General features: G+C 57.4%; 18 protein-coding genes. 9 read left to right on the plus strand and 9 right to left on the minus strand.

Translation table 11 applies throughout. The features are described from left to right. Positions 1-191 precede the first annotated feature (191 nt). From ACO6TI_RS09580 to ACO6TI_RS09590, 3 genes are all read left to right on the plus strand, one after another. Positions 192-1,823 carry a right-handed parallel beta-helix repeat-containing protein gene (locus ACO6TI_RS09580; RefSeq protein ID WP_422384830.1) on the plus strand — a complete coding sequence of 544 codons (1,632 nt, stop codon included), beginning with the start codon at positions 192-194 and terminating at the stop codon, positions 1,821-1,823. Positions 1,824-1,903: 80 nt separating this feature from the next. Further along, positions 1,904-2,770, plus strand: a complete 867-nt coding sequence (locus ACO6TI_RS09585; protein WP_422384831.1) for an NAD(P)-dependent oxidoreductase — start codon at positions 1,904-1,906, stop codon at positions 2,768-2,770. Between the two features lie 257 nt (positions 2,771-3,027). Next, entirely contained in the window at positions 3,028-3,198 is a 171-nt protein-coding gene (locus ACO6TI_RS09590; protein ID WP_422384832.1) for a hypothetical protein, read from the plus strand. Between the two features lie 75 nt (positions 3,199-3,273). Here the strand turns inward: ACO6TI_RS09590 and ACO6TI_RS09595 are convergent, their stop codons facing one another. The 4 genes from ACO6TI_RS09595 to ACO6TI_RS09610 form a co-directional block, all read right to left on the minus strand. Beyond that, positions 3,274-4,926: an ABC transporter ATP-binding protein gene (locus ACO6TI_RS09595; RefSeq protein WP_055119584.1), complete on the minus strand. Its 1,653-nt coding sequence runs from the start codon at positions 4,924-4,926 to the stop codon at positions 3,274-3,276. Between the two features lie 2 nt (positions 4,927-4,928). Further along, a complete protein-coding gene (locus ACO6TI_RS09600) occupies positions 4,929-5,993 on the minus strand; it encodes an ABC transporter permease subunit (protein WP_196898465.1) in 1,065 nt (354 codons plus the stop codon). Positions 5,994-6,003: 10 nt separating this feature from the next. Further along, complete coding sequence (locus ACO6TI_RS09605; protein WP_196917032.1) at positions 6,004-6,960, minus strand: ABC transporter permease; 957 nt, start codon at positions 6,958-6,960, stop codon at positions 6,004-6,006. 179 nt (positions 6,961-7,139) lie between these two features. Beyond that, a complete protein-coding gene (locus tag ACO6TI_RS09610) occupies positions 7,140-8,750 on the minus strand; it encodes an ABC transporter substrate-binding protein (protein ID WP_104701530.1) in 1,611 nt (536 codons plus the stop codon). 880 nt (positions 8,751-9,630) lie between these two features. On the opposite strand from ACO6TI_RS09610, the gene ACO6TI_RS09615 reads away from it, so the two are divergent. From ACO6TI_RS09615 to ACO6TI_RS09635, 5 genes are all read left to right on the plus strand, one after another. Further along, positions 9,631-10,254: an AraC family transcriptional regulator gene (locus ACO6TI_RS09615; protein WP_422384833.1), complete on the plus strand. Its 624-nt coding sequence runs from the start codon at positions 9,631-9,633 to the stop codon at positions 10,252-10,254. A 104-nt stretch (positions 10,255-10,358) separates the two neighbouring features. Then, complete coding sequence (locus ACO6TI_RS09620) at positions 10,359-11,906, plus strand: trimethylamine methyltransferase family protein (protein WP_196878281.1); 1,548 nt, start codon at positions 10,359-10,361, stop codon at positions 11,904-11,906. 59 nt (positions 11,907-11,965) lie between these two features. Then, positions 11,966-13,069, plus strand: coding sequence for a mandelate racemase/muconate lactonizing enzyme family protein (locus ACO6TI_RS09625; RefSeq protein ID WP_422384834.1), 1,104 nt, complete (start codon positions 11,966-11,968; stop codon positions 13,067-13,069). Positions 13,070-13,083: 14 nt separating this feature from the next. Continuing rightward, complete coding sequence (locus ACO6TI_RS09630) at positions 13,084-13,815, plus strand: SDR family NAD(P)-dependent oxidoreductase (protein ID WP_282045421.1); 732 nt, start codon at positions 13,084-13,086, stop codon at positions 13,813-13,815. Continuing rightward, positions 13,812-14,546, plus strand: coding sequence for an SDR family NAD(P)-dependent oxidoreductase (locus ACO6TI_RS09635; protein ID WP_282045422.1), 735 nt, complete (start codon positions 13,812-13,814; stop codon positions 14,544-14,546). Before ACO6TI_RS09630 ends, ACO6TI_RS09635 begins: the two co-directional genes overlap by 4 nt. Positions 14,547-14,605: 59 nt before the next feature. On the opposite strand, the gene ACO6TI_RS09640 is transcribed toward ACO6TI_RS09635, so the two are convergent. Further along, the gene (locus tag ACO6TI_RS09640) at positions 14,606-15,475 is read right to left on the minus strand and encodes a LysR substrate-binding domain-containing protein (protein ID WP_196878284.1); all 870 of its coding nucleotides are present in this window, start codon (positions 15,473-15,475) and stop codon (positions 14,606-14,608) included. 92 nt (positions 15,476-15,567) lie between these two features. On the opposite strand from ACO6TI_RS09640, the gene ACO6TI_RS09645 reads away from it, so the two are divergent. After that, positions 15,568-16,599 (plus strand): permease, encoded by a 1,032-nt coding sequence (locus ACO6TI_RS09645; RefSeq protein WP_422384835.1) that lies wholly within the window; start codon positions 15,568-15,570, stop codon positions 16,597-16,599. 5 nt (positions 16,600-16,604) lie between these two features. Here ACO6TI_RS09645 and ACO6TI_RS09650 read toward each other — a convergent pair whose 3' ends face one another. From ACO6TI_RS09650 to ACO6TI_RS09665, 4 genes are read right to left on the minus strand one after another with little or no spacing between them, the layout of a single operon-like run. Further along, positions 16,605-17,948: an NAD(P)/FAD-dependent oxidoreductase gene (locus ACO6TI_RS09650; RefSeq protein ID WP_422384836.1), complete on the minus strand. Its 1,344-nt coding sequence runs from the start codon at positions 17,946-17,948 to the stop codon at positions 16,605-16,607. Beyond that, a complete protein-coding gene (locus ACO6TI_RS09655; protein ID WP_104701855.1) occupies positions 17,945-19,444 on the minus strand; it encodes an aldehyde dehydrogenase family protein in 1,500 nt (499 codons plus the stop codon). The genes ACO6TI_RS09650 and ACO6TI_RS09655 overlap by 4 nt, the downstream gene beginning before the upstream one ends. A gap of 2 nt (positions 19,445-19,446) precedes the next feature. Then, positions 19,447-20,352, minus strand: a complete 906-nt coding sequence (locus ACO6TI_RS09660) for a dihydrodipicolinate synthase family protein (RefSeq protein WP_104701537.1) — start codon at positions 20,350-20,352, stop codon at positions 19,447-19,449. A 19-nt stretch (positions 20,353-20,371) separates the two neighbouring features. Beyond that, on the minus strand, positions 20,372-21,094 hold the full coding sequence (locus tag ACO6TI_RS09665) for a GntR family transcriptional regulator (protein ID WP_422384837.1): 723 nt from the start codon (positions 21,092-21,094) through the stop codon (positions 20,372-20,374). Positions 21,095-21,100: the final 6 nt, after the last annotated feature.

Consider the following 21,100-nt stretch of genomic DNA (forward strand, 5'->3'; position numbering starts at 1 on the left):
GCGTGCCATGGCGGCGAGAGACCCGTAATCCGCCGGTTCGAGGACAGGTCTGGGTTGTGGTAGGGTGCCCGTGCCTAAATCCGTTTATCTGAATGCGGGCGTCTGAATATGGCGCTCAAGCCGGGCTGTCACGTTTCGCGCTGTTTTCGATCTGGATCTTCGGTATTTTGAATTGGGATGTTGGGGGGAATATGGACATTCACGCTGCCGTCAGGGAATTGGGACCCGGCGATGTGCTGGCTCTCGAAGCCGCGTGTTTTACCGATCCGGTTGTAATCAGTGGCATCAGCGGCACGCGTGAAAGACCCGTTTGCATCCGCGGAGAAAAGCCGGTTGCCCCGGATGTGAACAAGATGGCGGCCAAACGATCGCCGACTGTTTTCGGCACCAGGGAAACTTTCGAAGAATTCAATGTTCAAGCCAACAGACTGGCGCGGGCGCATGAAGCGGCTGGAAACTATCCCGGCCTCTACTTCATGGCCGACAACGCCCATCTTGTCCTGCGTGACTGTCAGTGGATCGTGTTGGAAGACCTTACATTCGAAAACTGCTGGCCAACTGCGATCTATATCGAGAATTGTCAGCACATAACGATCAGGGGCATCCATTTCCGCGGTGGAACCTTTGCCATCGGGGCAACGGGAGCCGACACGCGACACCTCCTGATTGAAAACTGCGACTGGATCCAGGACCTTGGTTGTCATGGAGACATTCAGGTCCGGTCCATCAGGGACAACGGATACCTGCTGGATGAAAGGGAGGTCGACGGTTGCCATCTCTGGCGAAAAACGCATTTTAACCAGATTCATTCCGATGTCAGTGTAACGGGCGAATTCGTCCAGCCGGACGATTCACGCGCCTATGACGGTGACTTTTTCCGGGCATGGACCATTGCCGGATATGTCATCCTGCGCAACAACTGCATCGTGGACGCTTTTAACGGCATCCATTTTTTCAATCAGGCGTCGAAGGATACGCGGCATCGTCATTCAAGGAATGTGATGATCAGCGACAACTGGTTTGTCCGCATTCGCGACAATGCGGTCGAACCTGAGAACTATGCCTTCAACTGGACAGTCAGACACAACAAGTTCGTCGATTGCTACGCGCCCTTCTCCCTCGAACCGGAGCAATCCGGATTTTTCTACATCTATGGAAATCTCGGCTGGAGCCGTGAGCGGCCGGGACCCGACCCGGAGGATCCGTCGACAGGCCGCCTCTTCAAATTCGGAACGAACCACGAAGCGGTCGGTCCGCATTATGTCGTGCATAACTCCTGGTTCGTGCGCAATCCGATATTCAAGAAAAAGCGGATACGAAATTTCCATCACCTCAACAATGTCATTGCATATAACGAGGACGCTCTGTCGATTTCACTCAACCAGGTCAATCCATTTGGCAAGGACTGGCAGGCACGGCATGACCCGTCTTCGGATTGGGAAACCATCAAGTCCATTGAGAAAAGAAGATTCACCAAGGCCTGGACGGAACTGGACATTACAGTTGACAATGACATGGTCGGACATCCGGCATTTCCGCTTGAACTCCAGTCCGCCGGGTACCCGCTTGGCCCCAGATCTTCCGGCGAGGTTCCGAGGTTCTCAAAGGCGCTTCATGGTCGCCCGGAAGGATTGAAACTGAACAATGCAATGAATGCTGCCAGGGTGACGTTACGACTGCCAGATGGTGACAAGGTGAAAACATTCCCAGACGAATTGCCTCCGCTGGATGTCGGTGCATGGCAGGGCAATGAACTTTTTCGGCTACCCGAACCGCTGTTTGTACGGGATTGGGAATACCCGTTACAGCCAGAAATGTCCTGAAGGCATACCGCCAGGAGGGCTGCCGCTCTGCCCCGGTCTGGCTCATTTGAACTCTCCGATGCGGACGAGGAGGAACGACTGTGGTTGTTGGAGTGATCGGTCTCGGAATCATGGGGAGCGCATACGCTCGCAATCTCATTCGATCCGGTGAAACCGTGTTTGGTGTCGACCCGTCTGAAACTGCGCGGGCCAAGCTGGCGGAGGAGGGAGGTTCGGTATTCGAAACGCTCGGTGACTGGGTTTCAGATTGTGACGCAATCGTACTTTCGCTGGCCGCACCGCATGTGCTCGCTTCGGTCTGCGAGAAGTTGGTAACCGGACTCCGGCCAGGGCAGGTCGTTGTCGAGACCGGAACATTTTCCCTGGCGGACAAGGAGGAGGCCAGATCGCTCCTGGAAAAATCCGGCGCGGTCCTGTTGGACTGTCCTGTCAGCGGAACGGGTGCCCAGGCTGCTGAAGCCGATCTCGTGATGATGGCGTCCGGGCCAGAAGAGGTGGTCGCGGAAATCCGACCCCTTCTGGAAAAATTCACGCGCATGGTGATGTATGTCGGTGACTTCGGAAACGGAACGAAACTGAAATTCGTCGCAAATCATGCCGTAGCAATTCACAATGTCGCAGCGGCCGAAACGCTGAACTATGCCGATGCACTCGGTCTGGAGCGCGACACGGTCTATCGATTGCTGTCGTCTGGTGCGGGGCAGTCTCGCATGTCAGACCTGCGCATGCCCTTGATGATCAACGGCGCTTACGATCCGCCTTCCGCCAGTCTGAAAATGTTTGAAAAGGATCTGCGGATTATTGGCGAAGATATTGAAGATAAGGGTGTTTTTGCCCCTTTGTTCGAAGCTGGCAGGTCCGTTTATGACGCGACTGTCGACGAATTGCCCAATCAGTTCGATACGGCTTCGGTTTTTGAAACCTACAAATCGAAGTCTGAAAGATAGGACCTCCGTCGGCATGGCGCGATGGTCTTTCCGTCTGGGAAATCGGGTGCGATCTTCCAGCGTCCTGTCTGTTGGACACTTGGGGAAAGCTTCAATCAAGGTCTGAACACGCTTGATTCGTGTCGGATCGCGTCTGAATTGCCGTCGAAGCTACCCGCTGGGTGAATGTGAAGCAGAGTAGATATGCAGAAATGTTAGTGCGATTTCATGTTTGGGTCATTGAAATATTAATCTCTGTCGCTTAAGTGTCGCCTCAAATGGAAACACCATCATCCCGGACATTGCCCGGGCGACAGGAGGTCGGCATGACCCGTGATGAACTTATTCGTGAGTACAAAGAGCAGAGCGGATCCTGGCAGGGTCTGGTCGGCGTATACGCCGTAATCGTCGGCGTAATGGCTCTGTCCGGCTATCTGATGGTCGGCTAGGCAAGCGCCTGCCTGTTCAATGAAGACATTGAAAAACCCCGGGACCCTGGTCCCGGGGTTTTTCATTTTGTGGTCCTAGACATTCGCGGCTTCGCCGATGGAGTCGGTTCCCCTCTCCTCCAGCAAGGTCGTCAGCCAGTTGGGGTCCATTTCGGGCACCGAAGACAGCAGAAGATCCGTATAGGGATGGTGTGGCGGGGTGAACATTTCGTCCTTTGCCCCCTGCTCAACCACCTTGCCCCTTTGCATCACGACCACTTCGTCGGCAATCGAGCGCACGGTCGCCAGATCGTGGGTGATGAACATGTAGGCCAGATTGAAGTCTTCCTGCAATTTGTCGAGAAGCTTCAGGATGCCTTCCGCGACAAGCTGGTCGAGCGCGCTTGTCACTTCGTCGCAAATGATGAAGGACGGGTCCGCCGCCAGCGCGCGCGCAATTCCCACACGCTGCTTTTGACCGCCGGAAAGCTCTGGCGGGTAGCGGTTGTAGAACTTCGCCGGATCCAGCTCGATCAGGTCCAGAAGTTCGTCGACACGGTTCTTCAACTCCGCTCCGCGCACGCCACGATAAAATTGCGCCGGGCGTCCGATAATCTCGCTGATCTTGATCTTTGGATTCAGCGCGGTGTCCGCCATCTGGTAGATCATCTGCGCTTGGCGCAATTGATCCTTTGTGCGGTCCTGATAGCGGGGCGGCAAGGATTCACCATTGAACTGGATCTCGCCTTTCGTCGGTGGCAGCAGGCCAGTAATACACCGTGCGGTCGTCGACTTCCCGGATCCGGATTCGCCCACCACCGCGACTGTCATGCCCGGGTAGATGTCGAAAGAGACATCATCAAGCACCTTGATCTTGCCGTAGGCTGCATCCACGTTCTTGACAGAGACAATAGGTATTGAACCGGCCTCCGTCGGGCGTTCCTTCTGCGGACGCTTGAAACTGCGCACCGCCCAAAGGCTCTTGGTATAGTCTTCGCTCGGCGCATCCAGCATCTGCTCCGTAGGCGCTTCTTCGACTTCCTCGCCTTTCAGCAAGACCTTGATCGTATCTGCCATCTGCGCAACGACCGCGAGGTCGTGCGTGATATAGATCGCGGCCGTATTGAACTGGTCGACAATGTCCCTGATCGCGGCAAGAACCTCGATCTGGGTCGTCACGTCCAGCGCCGTTGTCGGCTCGTCGAAGATGATCAGGTCGGGACGGCATGCCATTGCCATGGCAGTCATGGCGCGCTGCAGCTGTCCACCTGAAACCTGGTGCGGATACCGGAAGCCGATTTCATCCGGATTGGGAAGCCGGAGGCGGTGGTAAAGCTCCATTGCATCCTCTTGCGCTTCCACGCGCTTTTGGATGCGGTACTGGATCGGGGCTTCGGTGTGCTGATCGATGATCCGGTGGGCCGGATTGAAGGACGCGGCGGCAGACTGCGCCACATAGGCAATCCTTGACCCGCGCAGCGCACGCAAATCTCCTTCCGGTGTCGTGGTCAGTTCCATGCCGTCAAACTCGATGGAACCACCGGAAATCCGGCAACCGTCCCTGGCAAATCCCATCGCGGCGAGCCCGATGGTGGATTTGCCCGCACCCGACTCTCCGATCAGGCCGAGAACCTCGCCTTTGTGGAGAGTGAGATCGACACCATGAACGATCTCGATCCACTGCTCATCCGAATAGCCTTCGATCCGAAGGTCCTTGACTTCAAGAAGCACATCTTTTTTAGGGACCATGCTCAAACCTCCTTAAGGCCGGAGGACCGGAAAAGCATCCAGTCAACGACGAAGTTAACCGAAACCGTCAGCAACGCGATAGCAGCTGCCGGAATGAGGGGTGTCAGTTCGCCAAACGAAATCAGCGTGGCGTTTTCGCGCACCATGGAGCCCCAGTCGGCGGTCGGCGGCTGGATACCGAGACCAAGGAACGAGAGACCCGCGATCAGAAGGAACACGAAACAGAATTCCAGGCCGAATTCAGCGACCAGTGGAGCGGTCGAATTCGGCAGGATTTCCCTTCGGATCAGGTACCAGTTGCCTTCCCCGCGCAGTTTTGCAGCCTCGATGTAATCCATCACGACGACATTGCCCGCAACGGCTCGCGTCAGACGGAAAACGCGCGGGGAATAGATCAAGGCGACGATGATGACAATCACGAACAGGCTTGTACCGAAGATACTCAGCATCAGCAGCGCGAAGATCAGCGAGGGAACCGACATGATCACGTCGGCGACCCGGCCCATCAACTGGTCGAACCAACCCCCCTTGGTCGCTGCCAGCAGACCTGTCAGCGCTCCGAGGATGAAGGCAAGACTGGTTGCCACCAGGGCAAGACCGACGGTGTTGCGCGCACCGTAGATCAACCGGCTGAACATGTCGCGCCCGAGCTGGTCTGCTCCGAGCAGCATGTTTTCATCCGCCGGCGCGAAGGCGGAGGAAATGACCTCTGCTTCGCCAAAAGGGGCAATGATAGGCGCGAAGATCCCTGCAATGGCGTAGGTGAAGATCACGAACATGCCGAACGCGGCGGTCAGGGGAGCCGTGCGAAGTTCCTTTGCAACACCGTCCGACGCGATGATGATCAGAAACTCACGGAAAGCGTACGACACCCCGGCTGCCAGTGCCAGAAGACCAGCCGCGACTGTGATGAAACGCAAGGCACCGACACCACCAACGATCCCGGTGACGAAGGAAATGAGTGTGAGGGAAAAGATCAACAGGAACAGTTGTCTTTTCTTGAAATAGGCTGCGAGACAGGAGGCCCCAATCAGCAGCGCATAGTATCCGATGACGAATGTATTCATATCGCTGCCCTCACTTCGGATGCCGCAAACGCGGATTGGTCAAGATTGATCCGACATCTGCTGCCAGGTTGAGCAGGATGAAGGTCGCAGCGAAGATGAGGCAACATGCCTGGACTATCGGGAAGTCGCGTTTGGAAACAGCGTCGACGAGGAGCTGGCCGACACCCGGATAGACGAAGACAACTTCCACCAGAACCACACCGGTAATCAGGTAGGCAAGGTTCAGCGCTACCACGTTGATGATCGGTGCCCAGGCATTGGGAAGCGCGTGTTTGACGATCACCTTCCAGGGCGGCACGCCTTTGAGCCGGGCCATTTCGATATATGGCGATGCAAGGAGGTTGATGATTGCGGCTCGGGTCATACGCATCATGTGCGCGGTTACGACCAGAACCAGCGTCAACGCCGGAAGGAATGTCCTGTGAAGCAATTCACCGAAACTCATGTCTGTACTGAGACTGGCGATGGCAGGGAAATAGTTGGTCTTCACGGCCAGGTACAGGATCAGGATGTAGCCGAGGAAGAATTCCGGAGAGCTGATGGACGTCAGGGTCACGACATTGGCGACACGGTCGAACAGCGTGTTGCGCAGCAATGCGACTATGACACCGAGAATGATCGAAATCGGTACAGCTATGACTGCTGCATATGTCGCAAGGAACAACGTGTTGACGAAGCGGCCGCTGATTGCTTCGCTGACGCGTTCGCCTGATATGAGCGAAACACCGAAATCACCGGTGAGGGCACCTCCGAGCCATTGGAAATATCGCAAGATCGCGGGCTGATCGAGGCCCATCTTTTCGCGTAATGCAGCCACGGTTTCTGGTGTTGCTGCTTGGCCCAAAACGGCCTGGGCGATATCGCCCGGCAGCAGCTCAACCGCGAAGAAAATCAGGATTGAGATCACCAGAAGAGTGACCACACCTAAGCCAAGTCTCTTTAGGACCAGCTGTAGGATGTCCCCCATTTGTCCCTCCAGAATAAAGACGTCCGGTACCCCAATTGACCGGATTCGTGTCGGGTGCGGATCTCGAACAGATCCTGAATTTGTCTTTTTGAAATACCCGACAGTCTAGTGCGGAACCGCCCTCAAAAGGGCGGCCCCATGTTGAAAGCGGCGAGCTGGGCCCGCCGCGATCTCAGATATCAGCCTTCGAACCACCAGCGGTGTGTTCCCCGTGCGCCATCCGTCTCCCAGGACGAGGCAACACTCGGGCCGTGCTTGACGTTCTTGCGGCGAGCGTAGACGAAGTTGACGAACATCGGGATGATTGTGCCGCCGTCGTCACGCGCGAGCGTGCACATTTCGTGATACATCTCGCCCCGCCTTGTTTCGTCGAGCTCCGCCTTGGCCTGAAGCAGCAGTTCGTTGAAGCGCGCATTCTTCCAGTGCGCTTCGTTCCAGGCAGCGTCGTCCTTGTAGGCGAGCGTGAACATGTTGTCCGGTGTCGGACGCGCACCCCACTTGACGAACACCCAGGGCTTCTTGAGCCAGACATCCGACCAGTAGCCGTCGTTTGCCTCACGAACCGGCTTGATGTCGATGCCGGCCTTTTTCGCCTGCTCGGAGTAGAGCACGATCATGTCCACTGCGCCCGGCAGCACGCTGTCCGCAGCGGACAGGCTGACCGAAAGATTTTCCATACCGGCCTGCTTCAGGTGCCATTTGGCTTTTTCAGGATCGTATGTGCGCTGTGGAATATCTGCCGGGAAGTAAGGCATGTTTGGCGAGACGTGGAAATCGTTGCCCGGGGTGCCGGTGCCGAAAACGATCTTCTCGACGATTTCCTCGCGGTCGATCGCCAGCTTCAGCGCCATGCGTACGTCGACATTGTCGAACGGTGCAACATCGCAGAACATTGGCAGTGTGATTGCCGATCCCGAAGGAATGTTGTCGAGTTCAACATCCGGATGACGCTGCAGCAGGGCCATGGTCTTCAGGTCCACGGATGAAATCGCATCCACATCACCGGTTACAAGTGCGGTCTGGCGGGCGTTCGGATCGTTCAGGACCGTCATGTCAATCCGGTCGAACCACGCTCCCTCGCGGTGCCAGCCGTCGTGACGGACAAGGGTCGTGCCAATGCCGAATTCGTTCTGCTCGATCTTGTAGGGGCCGGCGCCGACACCGCTTTCCCAGTCCACCGAACCATCATCCTTTGCCGGCAGCATGACGAGATGGTAGTCGGTCATGATCCACGGCAGATCGGCAAAGCCCTGGTCGAGCTCGATCACGATGTGCTTGTCACCATCTACCTTGATGTCGACGACACTATCGAGGAGAGCCTTGGCGGCCGATGTCGATTTCTCGCCGCGGTGGTGATTCAACGAAGCAACGGCGTCGTTTGCGGTAAACTTACGCCCATCGTGGAATACGGCATCGGTATTGAGCTCGAACGTCCAGACCTTGGCATCCGGGCTTGCTTCCCAACCGGTCGCCATATCGGGACCAAGGCCGTTTTCTTCCGTAATTTCGGTCAGATAGCTGCGATGCGTGTGCGCCAGCTGAATGGAATAGACACTCTGATAGGTGCCTGGATCGTGGTTATCGCTCGTGTTGCCGTCGTGTACGCCGTAGCGGAACGTTCCACCACGCTTGGGTTGTGCCTTGGCTTGCGAAGTCCAAAGTCCGGTTGCAGTGGAGGCCGTCACGCCCGCGAGCATGGAGTATTGCAGGAACTCACGTTTTGAGATGCCGCCGGTACGGGCCGCTTTCTCAAGATTGTTCAGTAACTCCGGGTTTTTGGATTTTGTCATACTTACTCCCCTTATGGATTTTTTTCAGGCACAAGGCCTGCGAGTTTCCCAAATGTAGCTTCAGCATTTTTCCGGTATTTGCAAAGCTCATATGCGACATATAATCAGCAAAACACGAACACTGCCGATTCCGCTACCCTTTGGATGAAATTATTCCTTTCATTTTTTCGATCTTGATTAAATCCAGTTTTTCCGCATTGCGGCACAGGATTTGACCAGTTGCTTCAATTTTGGGCAGCGGCGCACATTCTGGGTGCATGTTGAGCTGCTAATATTATTGAATACTTTAGTATCATCTTGCAACGACCCTGAAATTAACATTATTTAACTTTTAGCATCATTATCTTCCAAGTTTTCAGCCGCTTCCCGTCAATTGTGGCAAGAAAATTGTTGCGATTCACACGGGAGTGTTGTGAGCGTTGAATCAGAAACGGCACCGTTCGCAAGGGGATTTTGAGCATGTCGACAGGCATTTCTCATCCTTCATGAAACTATTCCGGAAGATATTTCTCCGACCATTGGTCTGCGGCGGAGCTATTGGCAATCATTGTGTCGATATCGCGAACCCCGAAGCATGGTTCCGAGAGGATGTCCCTGGTATGCGCCTCGTATTTGGGCACGTGGCCGGGACCAACAACCCGTTCCTGTTCGGGACGCAACGCATTGGGCGCAGCAAGGTCAACCCATCGCCCTGTGAGGTGCGCTTCATGGCGGACCGCGCCGAAGGTGTGGGCGGATCTCGGTGTCCGCCTCGCTCTCCTTCTTGAGCGCCGCCTTCCCTGCACGATAAGCCTCCGACTTGTTCTCCTGGGGATACAGCTTATGTATGCAAGCGGATAATGTTGTGCCGATTCTGCCAAAAACCTGTCCCGATCTGCCAATGCCTGACTTCAATGTGACAATTCTGCTCTCCGGGTCCTTCTCGAACATGGTACTGGCCTGCCTGCTGGAGCCTCTTCGGGTCGTGCGGGACTGCACCGGAGCGGAGATCTGCTGGAAGATCGCGACGGAGGCAGACACCGAAGTCAGCAGTTCGAGCGGGATCAAGGTCTCTCCGGACATTCGCCTCGCAGACGCCGGGCCCGCTGATCTCGTGTTTCTGATCTCCGGAGACGAGTTCCGTGAGGGCGATGCGTCAACAGCGCTTCGCCGTTACCTTTCTTCACTCACTCGGGACTGCACGATCATCGCCGCGGACACAGGCGCCTGGAAACTTGCAATGTTGGGCCACCTCGACGGACGTTCGGCAACTCTTCACTGGCAGTTGCTCGACGAGTTCGCCGAGACCTTTCCCAAGGTGCGTGTCCTGTCTGACCGTTTCGTCAAGGATGGCCGCTTCTGGACATGTGGCAGCGCGTCTGCCGCACTCGACCTGATCCTCAACTATATCGGTGACCGGTTTGGTCAGGCTGCTGCCTTCGATGCAGGGGCGATGTTCCTTCACGACAACGCACGCCGGTCAGGCGCTTCCGGCCCGGAGGAGTTCCCGTTGATCGCCGAATAATGCGGCAATGTCGGAAAATGCGCCCCGTGTTCGGTTTCGGACAGGAAAATGCGGCTCCGAACGAGCAGGCTGGAGTCAAAGCAGACCAGAATTCGGAGACATTCATGAGTGTTGCAGCTCGCAGCCGTAGCGGTGGCCGGGCAGGCCGCAGGGCCCTTCGGACCGCTCCCGACCACGACATGCTACCCGGACTTGCCCGGAACCTGCCGCTGTGCGAACCGCTCGATGAAGATCAGATCCGGAAACTCGACGACGCGTCGATGTCGATCTTGGAGGATGTCGGCATCATCTTTCGTGATCCGATCGCTCTGGACGATTGGAAGAAGGCCGGCGCCAGGGTCGATGGAGAGAGGGTTTATCTTGACCGCGAGCATGTACGCGAACTGATCAGGACCATTCCCTCCAGTTTCACCTATCACGCCCGCAACCCGAAGAAGAACGTCCCCGTAGGTGGCAATCGAACGATCTTCGTTCCGATGACCGGTGCACCCTTCCTGCGTGACCTGGACGGCGTCCGGCGCAATCCGATGCTGGATGACCTGGCCATGTTTCACAAGCTGAGTCACATGCTTCCGGCGATCCACTCCAGTGCACACCACATCGTGGAACCTTACGACCACCCTATCAGCCACCGCCACCTCCGTATCACCTATTCCTCGATGAAACATTCCGACAAGACATTCATGGGCATGACGACCAGTCCGAAGAATGCGGAAGACGTCATGGACATGTGCGCGATCCTGTTCGGCGAGGAATATCTGGAAAATCATCCGGTCACGACCGGAAACTGTAACGGCAACTCACCGCTTGTCTGGGACGAGACCATGCTCGGCGCCATGCGGGCCTTCAGCAAGCGGAACCAGCCCGTTCTTTGCTCACCCTTTGTGCTTGGTGGCGCCAATACACCAGCATCTGTCGTTCCGGCGGTGGCGCAGCTCAACGCGGAGGCTCTCAGCGCACTCGCCTATACCCAGGTGATCCGCAAAGGTGCGCCTGCAATATACGGGCACTACCTGTCGACGGTCTCGATGAGATCCGGCGCTCCGATGGCCGGTACGCCTGAAATCAGCCTGATGAATTTTCTCATCGGGCAACTGGCCCGGTACTATGACGTCCCGTGGCGCAGCTCGGGATCACTCGGCGGTGCGAAAACCTTCGACGCGCAGGCCGGATACGAAAGCGCCACAACCCTGAACGCGGTCATCCATGCAGGTGCCAACTACATCTGGCATGCGGCGGGCTGGAACGAGGCCGGCATGCATTGCTGCGTTGCCAAGTTCATCGTTGATGCCGAACAGTGCGCGATGGTCTATCGCATGGCGGAGGGGCCTCGCTGGGACGATTTCGACGAGGCACTCGCCGCGGTGCGTGATGTCGGCCCGGGCGGTCACTACCTTGGCCATCCCCACACCCAGGAGAACTTCCAGCGGGCTTTCTTCATGCCGGACATGTTCGACAACAATTCGATCGAACAATGGAAGGCAGAAGGGGAAGTCGAGATTACCGAGCGGGCCCTGAAACAGGCCAGAAAGCTTTTGTCCGAATATCAGGAGCCGAAACTCGATGAAGCCAGAAACGAGGCGTTGCTCGATTATATTGCCCGCCGCGAGCGTGAAATTCCGGCGGAAGACGCCCTGAACCAGGACTACTGACGATCGCCGGGAGAGGCGTCCTGTCCTTCCCGTTGTCTCCCAGCATTTCGGAATGCCAGATGAAAATCAAATCGGTCGAGATATTTCGCCACGATCTTCCGGTGAAGAACGGGCCATACACGATGGCCAATGCAGAGGTCTGGGCTCTGGAATCGACATTGGTCAAGCTAGTTGCCGACAACGGTAAAGTTGGCTGGGGTGAGACATGCCCGGTCGGACCGACATATGCCGAAGCACATGCGCGTGGTGCGCAGGCTGCGCTCAGACAGTTGGCCCCTGCATTGATCGGCAAAGAGATCCTGCCGCTGACAATCAACAGGCTCATGCATGGTCAGCTCAACGGGCACAATTATGCCAAGGCAGCAGTCGACATTGCCGCCCACGATCTGTTGGCAAGACACTACGATATCCGGGTTGCCGATCTGCTGGGTGGGGTGACACGGGAACGATTGCCGTCTTACTACGCGACAGGCGTTGGAGCGCCCGACGACATCGCGAGGCTGGCCGCGCAGAAACGGGATGAGGGATACCCGCGTCTGCAGATCAAGGTCGGCGGCCGTCCCGTGGAACTCGATATCGAAACGATCCGCAAGGTCTGGGAAACGGTTTCAGCGTCTGGCATGCGGCTCGCCATCGACGGCAACCGGGGATGGACAACACGCGACGCGCTCCGTGTAAGCCGGGAATGCCAGGACATTCCGTTCGTGATGGAGCAACCCTGCAACAGGATCGAGGATCTGGAAAAGATCCGGCCGCAGGTTTCCCACGGCATTTACATGGATGAAAGCGGCGTCGATCTTGCCACCGCAATTCAAGCCGCAGGACGCGGGCTGGTAGATGGTTTCGGCATGAAGGTAACGCGGATCGGCGGTTTGCAGCAGATGGCCGCATTCAGGGATGTCTGTGAAGCATTCAATCTGCCCCATACATGCGATGATTCCTGGGGTGGTGACATCATCGCGGCCGCCTGCACTCATCTCGCCGCCACTGTGAAGCCGTCGCTCCTTGAAGGTGTCTGGCTTGCCGAACCCATGATCGAAACGCCCTATACGACAAATGAAGGCGTGAAAATTCGCGAAGGCCACATCCGATTGCCGCAGGGCGCCGGACTTGGCATTGAGGTGAACGAAGCACTGTTCGGTGCACCCATCGCCTCGTTCTGACCGGGAGATCTCACATGCGATTTTCAGAAAAGCGTGTTCTGGTGACCGGAGCCGCAGGCGGCATCGGTCAGGTAATCACGAAGATGCTGCGGGCCGAGGGTGCAAGAGTGGCTGCCGCTGATCGAAACTGCGATGGCGTTGCGGCTGATGCGGTATTTGCCGGTAACCTGCTGGAGGCATCTTACGCTGACCGGCTGCCGGTGGTGACGGCGGAGGCACTCGGGGGTCTCGATATCATCATCAACAACGCGGGTGTAATTTCCCGGGGCCCCGTGACCGAAACCAGTGATGCGGATTGGACGCTTTCGGTCGGTGTCAATGTGGAGGCACCTTTCCGGATCTGCCGCGCAGGTATTCCGATTATGGCTGCATCCGGTGGCGGCGCGATCGTCAATCTTGCATCGTGTTGGGGCGTGCACCCCGGTCCGAACCACGCGCTTTATTGCATGACAAAGGCCGCGATTGCCTCTCTGACCCGGTGTATGGGTCATGACCATGCCCATCAGGGTATCAGGATCAATGCGGTTTGCCCGAACGAAGTCGACACACCGATGTTGCGTTCCGGTTTCGAACAACGCGGCTTTGACCCGCAATCGGCAATCGAGGAACTCGGCAAGACCGTTCCACTCGGACGGGTCGCCGCGCCCGCCGATATTGCGGAGGTCGTGTTGTTTCTTGCGTCCGACGCGGCCCGCTACATGTGTGGATCCCTTGTCGAGGTCAATGGCGGAAAGTCGGTTTCATGAATCGGTTCGAAGGCAAGGTTGCGATCGTTACCGGAGGGCGCAGCGGGATCGGCAGGGCCATTGCCATGCGGTTGCGCGACGAGGGCGCCCGGGTGTTCACCGCACAGCGCGGCAAGGACCCTGACTTCGAACATGTGCCTGCAGACTTTGCAGATTTGGCTGTGCCCGAACGCATTGTCGGTGAAATTGCCGCGCGCGCGGGCCGATTGGATGTGCTCGTCAACAACGCAGGGGTCATGCAGGAAGCCGTCGTCGAAGAGATGGATCTTGACGACTGGCAGCGCTCTTTGAATGTCAATCTCACTGCGCCGTTCCTTCTGATCAAGCACGCGCTGCCGCATCTCAGGCAAAGCCGTGGTGCCATTGTGAACGTGGGATCCATCGAAGGCATCAGTTGCAATGCCCATCACGCCGCCTATTCGGCGTCGAAAGCAGGGTTGCATGGATTGACGCGTGCGGTGGCTGTTGATCATGGCAAGCATGGCATCAGGTGCAATGCCGTCGCGCCGGGCTGGATCGATACCGACCTCAATCTCGATTTCATCAACGCGATGCCGGATCCGGACGCCTTCAGGCGGGATGTCGGTTCTCTCCATCCGGTTGGACGAACCGGAAAACCGGCAGAAGTGGCCGCCCTTGTTGCGTTCCTCGCTGCTGAGGAGAACGGATTTGTCACGGGGCAGACATATGTCGTGGATGGCGGGCGAATGACCCGCTTGAGCCTTCCCTGAGCCGAAGCAGTTCGCTTGAAGCCTGTCCATCAATTGATCCAACATGCGATGGATGCACTCTAGATTATGGTCTCCGGCTGGCGTTGGTACACTGCACGAATAGCTGATTTCATAGAATTGATCAGGTTCGCATCCTGTTGGTCACCGACACCGACAACAAGTTTGGATGAAGGAGTTGGCGTAAATCCGTGAAGCTCGTCGAGGATCGTCATCGAACCGTCGATCGAGGAACGACCGAGCAGACCGACAGCGACACCTGCCTCGACTGCCGCCTTTACTCCCGCCACGCTTTGGCTGGAATAGGCAACGCGGAAGGCTTTGTCACTCGCGGAAAGGGATTTGATTGCCGCGTCCCGCCACCAGCAGGCACGGTCGAACAACGCCACCGGCAGAGGATCTGTCTCCAGAAGGTTCCTGTGCTTGCTGCTGACCCAGTGCGTGGTGTCCTCGAATACGACCTCTTCGCTTGAAGACGGATTCTGGACCTCGTAGACAGCGAGATCAAGTCTGCCGCTGGACAGCATTACCGGAAATTCCGGGCTCAATGAGCAGGTCACGTCAAGCTGAACCTGCGGGTTCGCCTGTACGAACCTTCCGACGATCTGCGTCAGTTTTGTTCTGCCGTGATCGTCCGGGATTCCAAGCCGCAATGTCCCGCTCAGGGACGTGGACGTGAGGTCGCGCAGCGTCGCATCCAGCCTTGCGGTTACTTCCCTTGCCACCGGAAACAATTGTTTTCCCGCATCCGTCAGGGTGACGCCGCGGCCGGTTCTGTGGAACACCGGTTGGTCGACGATCTGCTCAAGTCGCGCCATCTGGAGGCTTATCGCGGACTGAGACCTTCCGATTCTCAGTCCGCCCTCCGTGATGCTGCCCGTTTCGGCAACGGCAAGAAAAGTGCGCAAGAGATCACTGTCGAGATGTTGCATCGGTTTTACCAATATCAGAAATTAAAGATATTCGTTTTTCTTATGAATGATTTGCTTCTATCGTGCAACCACAAACGATAGGAGCCAAAAAAATGGATGTCCGTGGCACTGCTTTGACCGCGATCAGGATCCGGTCGCTTCGACTGGCTGCTTGCGTCGCTCTGATGATCCTGCCCGTCGCCATCTGGCCGGGTTTTTTCTGGGAAGGTTTCAAATTCTCGATACTTGGTCTTGTTGCCGTCTCGCCGCTAGTCGTTCCCGGCATTGCGCTGACGGCGTGGATCATCGCCAGCGGCGCGGACAACAAGATAAGGCTCGCGTTCGAGGGCAATCATGGTCGATCAATTCTTATGGCCTCGTTGATCGGGGCAATTACGCCAGTCTGTGGCGTCACCGTGCTTCCGCTAATGGCAGGACTTCTGGGAGCCGGTGTTCCTTTGGCACCCGTCATGGCGTTCTGGCTGTCGTCACCGATCACTGATCCGGCGATGCTGGCGACAACAGCGGCAACACTTGGAATGCCGTTTGCGATCGGCAAGACGCTGGCAGCCTTCGGCATGGGTCTGCTTGGCGGCTTTGTCACATCGCTGGTTTTTCGAAAGCAAAGCGGCATAACTGCCTTGAGATCCAACAGGTTGACAGTGTCGTCTTCCGCCTGTGCCTGCGGACAGGACAACGGTTTCAACCCGTATGTCTGGCAGGACAGTGAAAGGACTACCGTCCTGAAAAGGCAGGCTTATTCGACAACGCGCCTCATCCTGATCTGTCTGATACCGGCCTTTTTTGCCGAATATGCACTCAATACAGCTCTCACGCCCGGAGCGCTTGCGACCTATGTCGGAAACGACAATTGGTGGTCGATACCCATGGCGGTCTTTGTCGGCGCACCGGCATACATTGACGGCTATGCGGCTCTGCCTCTGACCCGCGCCCTTCTGGACAACGGCATGGCAGCAGGTGCCGCGATGGCGTTTCTCGTTGCAGGAGGGGTAGTCAGTATCTGGGGCGCTCTTGCGATCTTCCCGGTTCTGCGGCTGAAGCCGTTTCTGCTGTACCTGGTGCTGGCGGTGATCGGGTCACTTTTGTCCGGTTACCTTTTCGAGTGGTACTTCCGAACTGCTTGAACGATCTACTCTGCCGCCGCCCGCCATTCCTTCCAGCGCAGGACCATGTTGGCTCCGATCTCGCGAAAGGGCTGCGGCGGCAGTTTCGTCGGCGAAGCCTCCGTGCCGAAGTGGCGGGTGATTTCACTGGAAACGCCAAAGGCAAGATCTGCAGCGCCAATACCGGTAAGGGTTCCGCGCGCTGTGCCGAGGCCGTTCTGTACACAGCCGGAAAATACACCGTCCTCCAGTTCCCGCATGACAGCCACCGAATTGAGACTGAGGCACAGATGCCCAGCCCACCTGTATTCCATTTGCATTCCTGCAAGCTGTGGAAACCGTTGATCGAATTTCCGCTGCATCACGCCCGCCGCCCGCTCCAGGCTTTTCGGCTCAGGGCGCATGTTCGGTTTCAGAAGCGCGCAGGTGCGCGTCACGATCCGGTTGCCGCCCTGGTCAGTATCGATGCGGCGCATTGTCGTTCCCATCGGATCCGAAGGCGTCACGCCCCATCTCGGGGAGCCGCCCAGTCTTGAAACGGCGTCGGCGTCCAGTTCCGGCGTCATGACGGCGAACAGGAAGAGTTGCATCAACCGGTCGCGTTCAAAGCCGAAGCTTTCAAGGTGACCATTCACGGTCAGTATTATCTTCTGTGTCGCAATGTCGCCTTCGGGTGTGACGACCTTCCATGCGCCTCCCTGGCGTAAAAACCGATGTACGGGACTATGTTCGAAAATGCGGACACCGACACGCCGCAACCCGTCCACCAGCCCGCGAACATACCCCGCAGGCTGAAGCATGACGGTGCCGGGCGTATAGAGCCCGGAAAGATAGTGACGGCTCCCGGTGATCTCCGTCATCTGTGCGGCATCCAGCATGTCAAAAGCCTCGCCGAGACCTTGGAGATGTGTTGCATAGCTTTCGTTGTGCTGGACGGCCTTGGCGCTGGCCGCACCGTTGATCTTGCCGGCACGATCAAAGAAATTCGGATTGATGCCGTAGTCTTCAACCGCTTCACCGGCAAAGGCGATCGCCTGCCGGTTCAAGGATGTGATCGCCTGGTCATCGCCTGCACCTGCATAATCTTCCGAATTCAGCTCATGCGGCAGATCGATCATGAAGCCTGAATTCCGGCCGGCGGAACTTTCCGCAATTCGGCAGGCATCCAGAACGGCAATTTTCAGGGCAGGATCAATCTGGGTCAGGCGCCTTGCTGCAGACAGCCCCGCAAAACCCGCGCCGATGACGACAACATCGGCGGTTGTCGAGCCTGCCAGGGTCTGAGGCGCGGGCTGGTCCGCCAGTATCCGGTTCCAGGCTGCGGGTCCTGGCAAGTCCGGCAACGTCTTGGCGAACCAGGTTGATGTCATCCGACAGCCTCGTCCTCGTCGTCGGACAGATCCAGCCAGATCGTTTTGATCTGCGTGTACTGGTCGTGGGCAGCAAGGCTGTTGTCCCGCCCGCCAAAGCCGGACTGTTTGAAGCCGCCGAACGGTGTTGCGATATCACCTTCACCGAAGCAGTTGACGGTGACGGTTCCCGCGCGAATGGCACGCGCGCCGCGCAGGGCCTTTTTGGCGTTGGCTGTGAAGATCGAAGCGGCCAGTCCGTATTCGGTGGAGTTCGCCAGTTCGATTGCCTCGTCGAACCCCTTGACGGTCATGACATTCAGCACGGGCCCAAAGATTTCTTCCTGTGCAACGCGTGACCCGCGCGAGGCTTCCAGAATGGTCGGTTCGACAAAGGCACCGTCATGAGCCTTGCCGCCCATCAGTACGGTTGCCCCGGTCTCCAGATAGGAACAGACCTTGCCGAAGTGATCTGATGACACCAGTGCCCCGACCCGGTGCTCGGGATCAAGCGGGTCGCCCATGGTCCATTCCCGGGCATGTGCGAAGATCCGCTCCAGCAATGCGTCCTTGATCTCCTCTTCGACGATCAGGCGTGAGCTTGCCGAGCAGTTTTCGCCCATGTTCCAGAACGCGCCATTGACCACGTGAGCGGCAACGCGGTCGAGATTTTCGGCATCCCTCAAAACGACGCTCGGGTTCTTGCCTCCCATTTCCAGAACCACTTCCTTCAGGTTGCTGTCGGCCGCATACCGCAGGAACCGCCGCCCGGTCTCGGTCGAACCGGTGAAGGAAATCATGTCGACGTCCATGTGCCGGCCGAGCGGTTCGCCGACTTCCGGGCCGGTTCCCGGCACAATGTTCAGGACACCGCGTGGAATACCGGCTTCCATTGCAAGTTCGGCAACGCGCAAGGCAGTCAGTGACGTTTCTTCAGCCGGTTTCACCACGACCGAACACCCTGCTGCCAGCGCCGGTCCGATCTTCCAGGCAAGCATCAGCAGCGGGAAGTTCCAGGGAAGAACTAGGCCGACGACACCGACCGGTTCGCGCACGATCATGGCGATATGATCGTCGGAAGCCGGCGAAACCTGATCATAGATCTTGTCAATGGCTTCCGCGTGCCACTTTATGCAGCTGATCGTTTCGGGAAGATCGACAGTTTCGCAGTCGAATATTGTCTTGCCGCTGTCGAGGCTTTCCATCACCGCAAGCTCTCGCCGGTTGCGGGTCAGCAGTTTTGCAAAACGGATCAGAATGTCCTTGCGTTCCGATGGATGCAGTTTCGACCAGCGTCCGTCGTCAAAGGCTTCGCGTGCTTTCACAACGGCGAATTCGACGTCCTCGGTGCCGCAGGCCGCGACCTCTGCAAGGGTGTCTCCCGTCGCGGGATTGACGGTTGAAAACGTCTTGCCCGAATGCGCGGGCCGGTAACTGCCGTCAATGAACGCGCTGGTCGGCAGAGCAAGTTTGGCCGCGAGCGTTTTGTATTCCTCGCGCGTCAGAAGATCCGTCATGCTCATGCTCCCGCCGTAATGTCTTCAATTGTGGATTTCAGAACCCGGATAACCTGTTCCAGCTGCCGCTTGTCGTCCTTGTTGAGCGCTTTCAGCGGCGGGCGTGGCGGGCCTGCGTCGAGGCCGGTCATTTCGACACCGTGCTTGACGCATTGAATGAACTTTCCACCCTGCTCGAGAACACGCATCAATGGCATCATTGCCGACATGATCCTGCGACCCTTGGAAAAGTCACCTTCAACGGCACAGGCCTTGTAGAGTGCGACATGCTCGTGCGGCAGGAAGTTCGATCCGGCACAGACCCAGCTGCGCGCACCCCAGGCAAAAAACTCCAATGCCTGGTCGTCCATGCCGCAGGACATCTGGATGTGCGGATAATCTCGCGCCAGAAGGTGCACCCGATTGATGTCGCCCGAGCTTTCCTTGATTGCGCAGACATTGCGCGAACGGCCAACGCGGTCGAGAAATTCCTCACCCATGTTGACACCCATCCGGCCCGGGTAGTTGTAGAGCATGATCGGCAGGTCTGCGGCCCTGTCGATGGTCAGTACATTCAGGGCATTTTCCCGCTCCGTGGGCACTGCATAGGGCGGGGTTGCGACAAGAAGGGCATCTGCACCCATTCCAGCGCCCCCTTCGGCGAGCGCGATCGAATCCGGCGTCCGCATGGTGCCGGTGCCGACAATGAGAGGGAGGCGTCCGTCGAGTTTGTCCTTGGTGAACCGGGCAAGTTCAAGACGTTCTTCAACCGTCTGGGTATAGTTCTCGCCGGTCGAGCCGCCGGATATCAAACCCTGCACGCCACTGTCTACCAGATGATCGATCACTCGTTCCAAAGCGCCCCACACGACACGGCCGTCGTCGTCATAGGGGGTGACCACGGGCGTATAAATGCCCTCGAAAGCCATTATGGGTGTCATTTTTTCCTCATGCGGATTTCTGTTTCGCCGTTGCACCCAGCGGGGCGCCGAGAGGTGCCTCCAGCCCGTCAGGCATCACGAACAATTCGATCTGGTCGCGCGACAGGGCCCAGTGTTCCAGCGCCAGTTCACTTGCCCGGTCCTCGTCGCCGGTTTCGATACAGGCGATCATTTCGTCATGCTGCTGGCAGGCAAGGGCAAGCCGGTCATCCTTCGCACCGGATTTCGGGCGAAAAAACGTCATGGCAATGCGGGTGTGATCGATCAGGAGCCGGTCAAGGCTCGCCAGGAGGTAGCTGTTGCCGGCCATCTGCCCGGTGATCCGGTGGAACTTGTCGTTGGTGAGCGCACGGTCTGTTGTATCGCCTGTTCTCAGGGCGGTCCGGAAGGCCTCCTGGGCGCTTTTGAGATCTTCGATCTGCGAAGGCCTGGCATTTTGAACCGCAAGCCGCAGAACGGCACTGTAGATCAGTGGCGCTGCGAGAAAGAAGTCTCGCAGTGTGTAGTGCGACATGTCGGAGACACGCGCACCGCGGTTCAGCTGCAGCGTGACATAGCCTTCCCCCGAAAGCTGCTGCAGCACCTCGCGCAAAGGTGTTCGCGACAGGCCGTACCGGTCACAAAGCTCGCTCTCCTCCAAAGCACTGCCCGGCTGGCGCTCAAGCGTTAGAATTTCGCGCTTCAGATCCTCATAGGCAACCGATTTGGCTGTGCCGCGCACGTTGGGCATGGAACC

It is taken from the genome of Roseibium album (genome assembly GCF_965233825.1).
GTDB classification, from domain to species: Bacteria; Pseudomonadota; Alphaproteobacteria; order Rhizobiales; family Stappiaceae; genus Roseibium; species Roseibium album.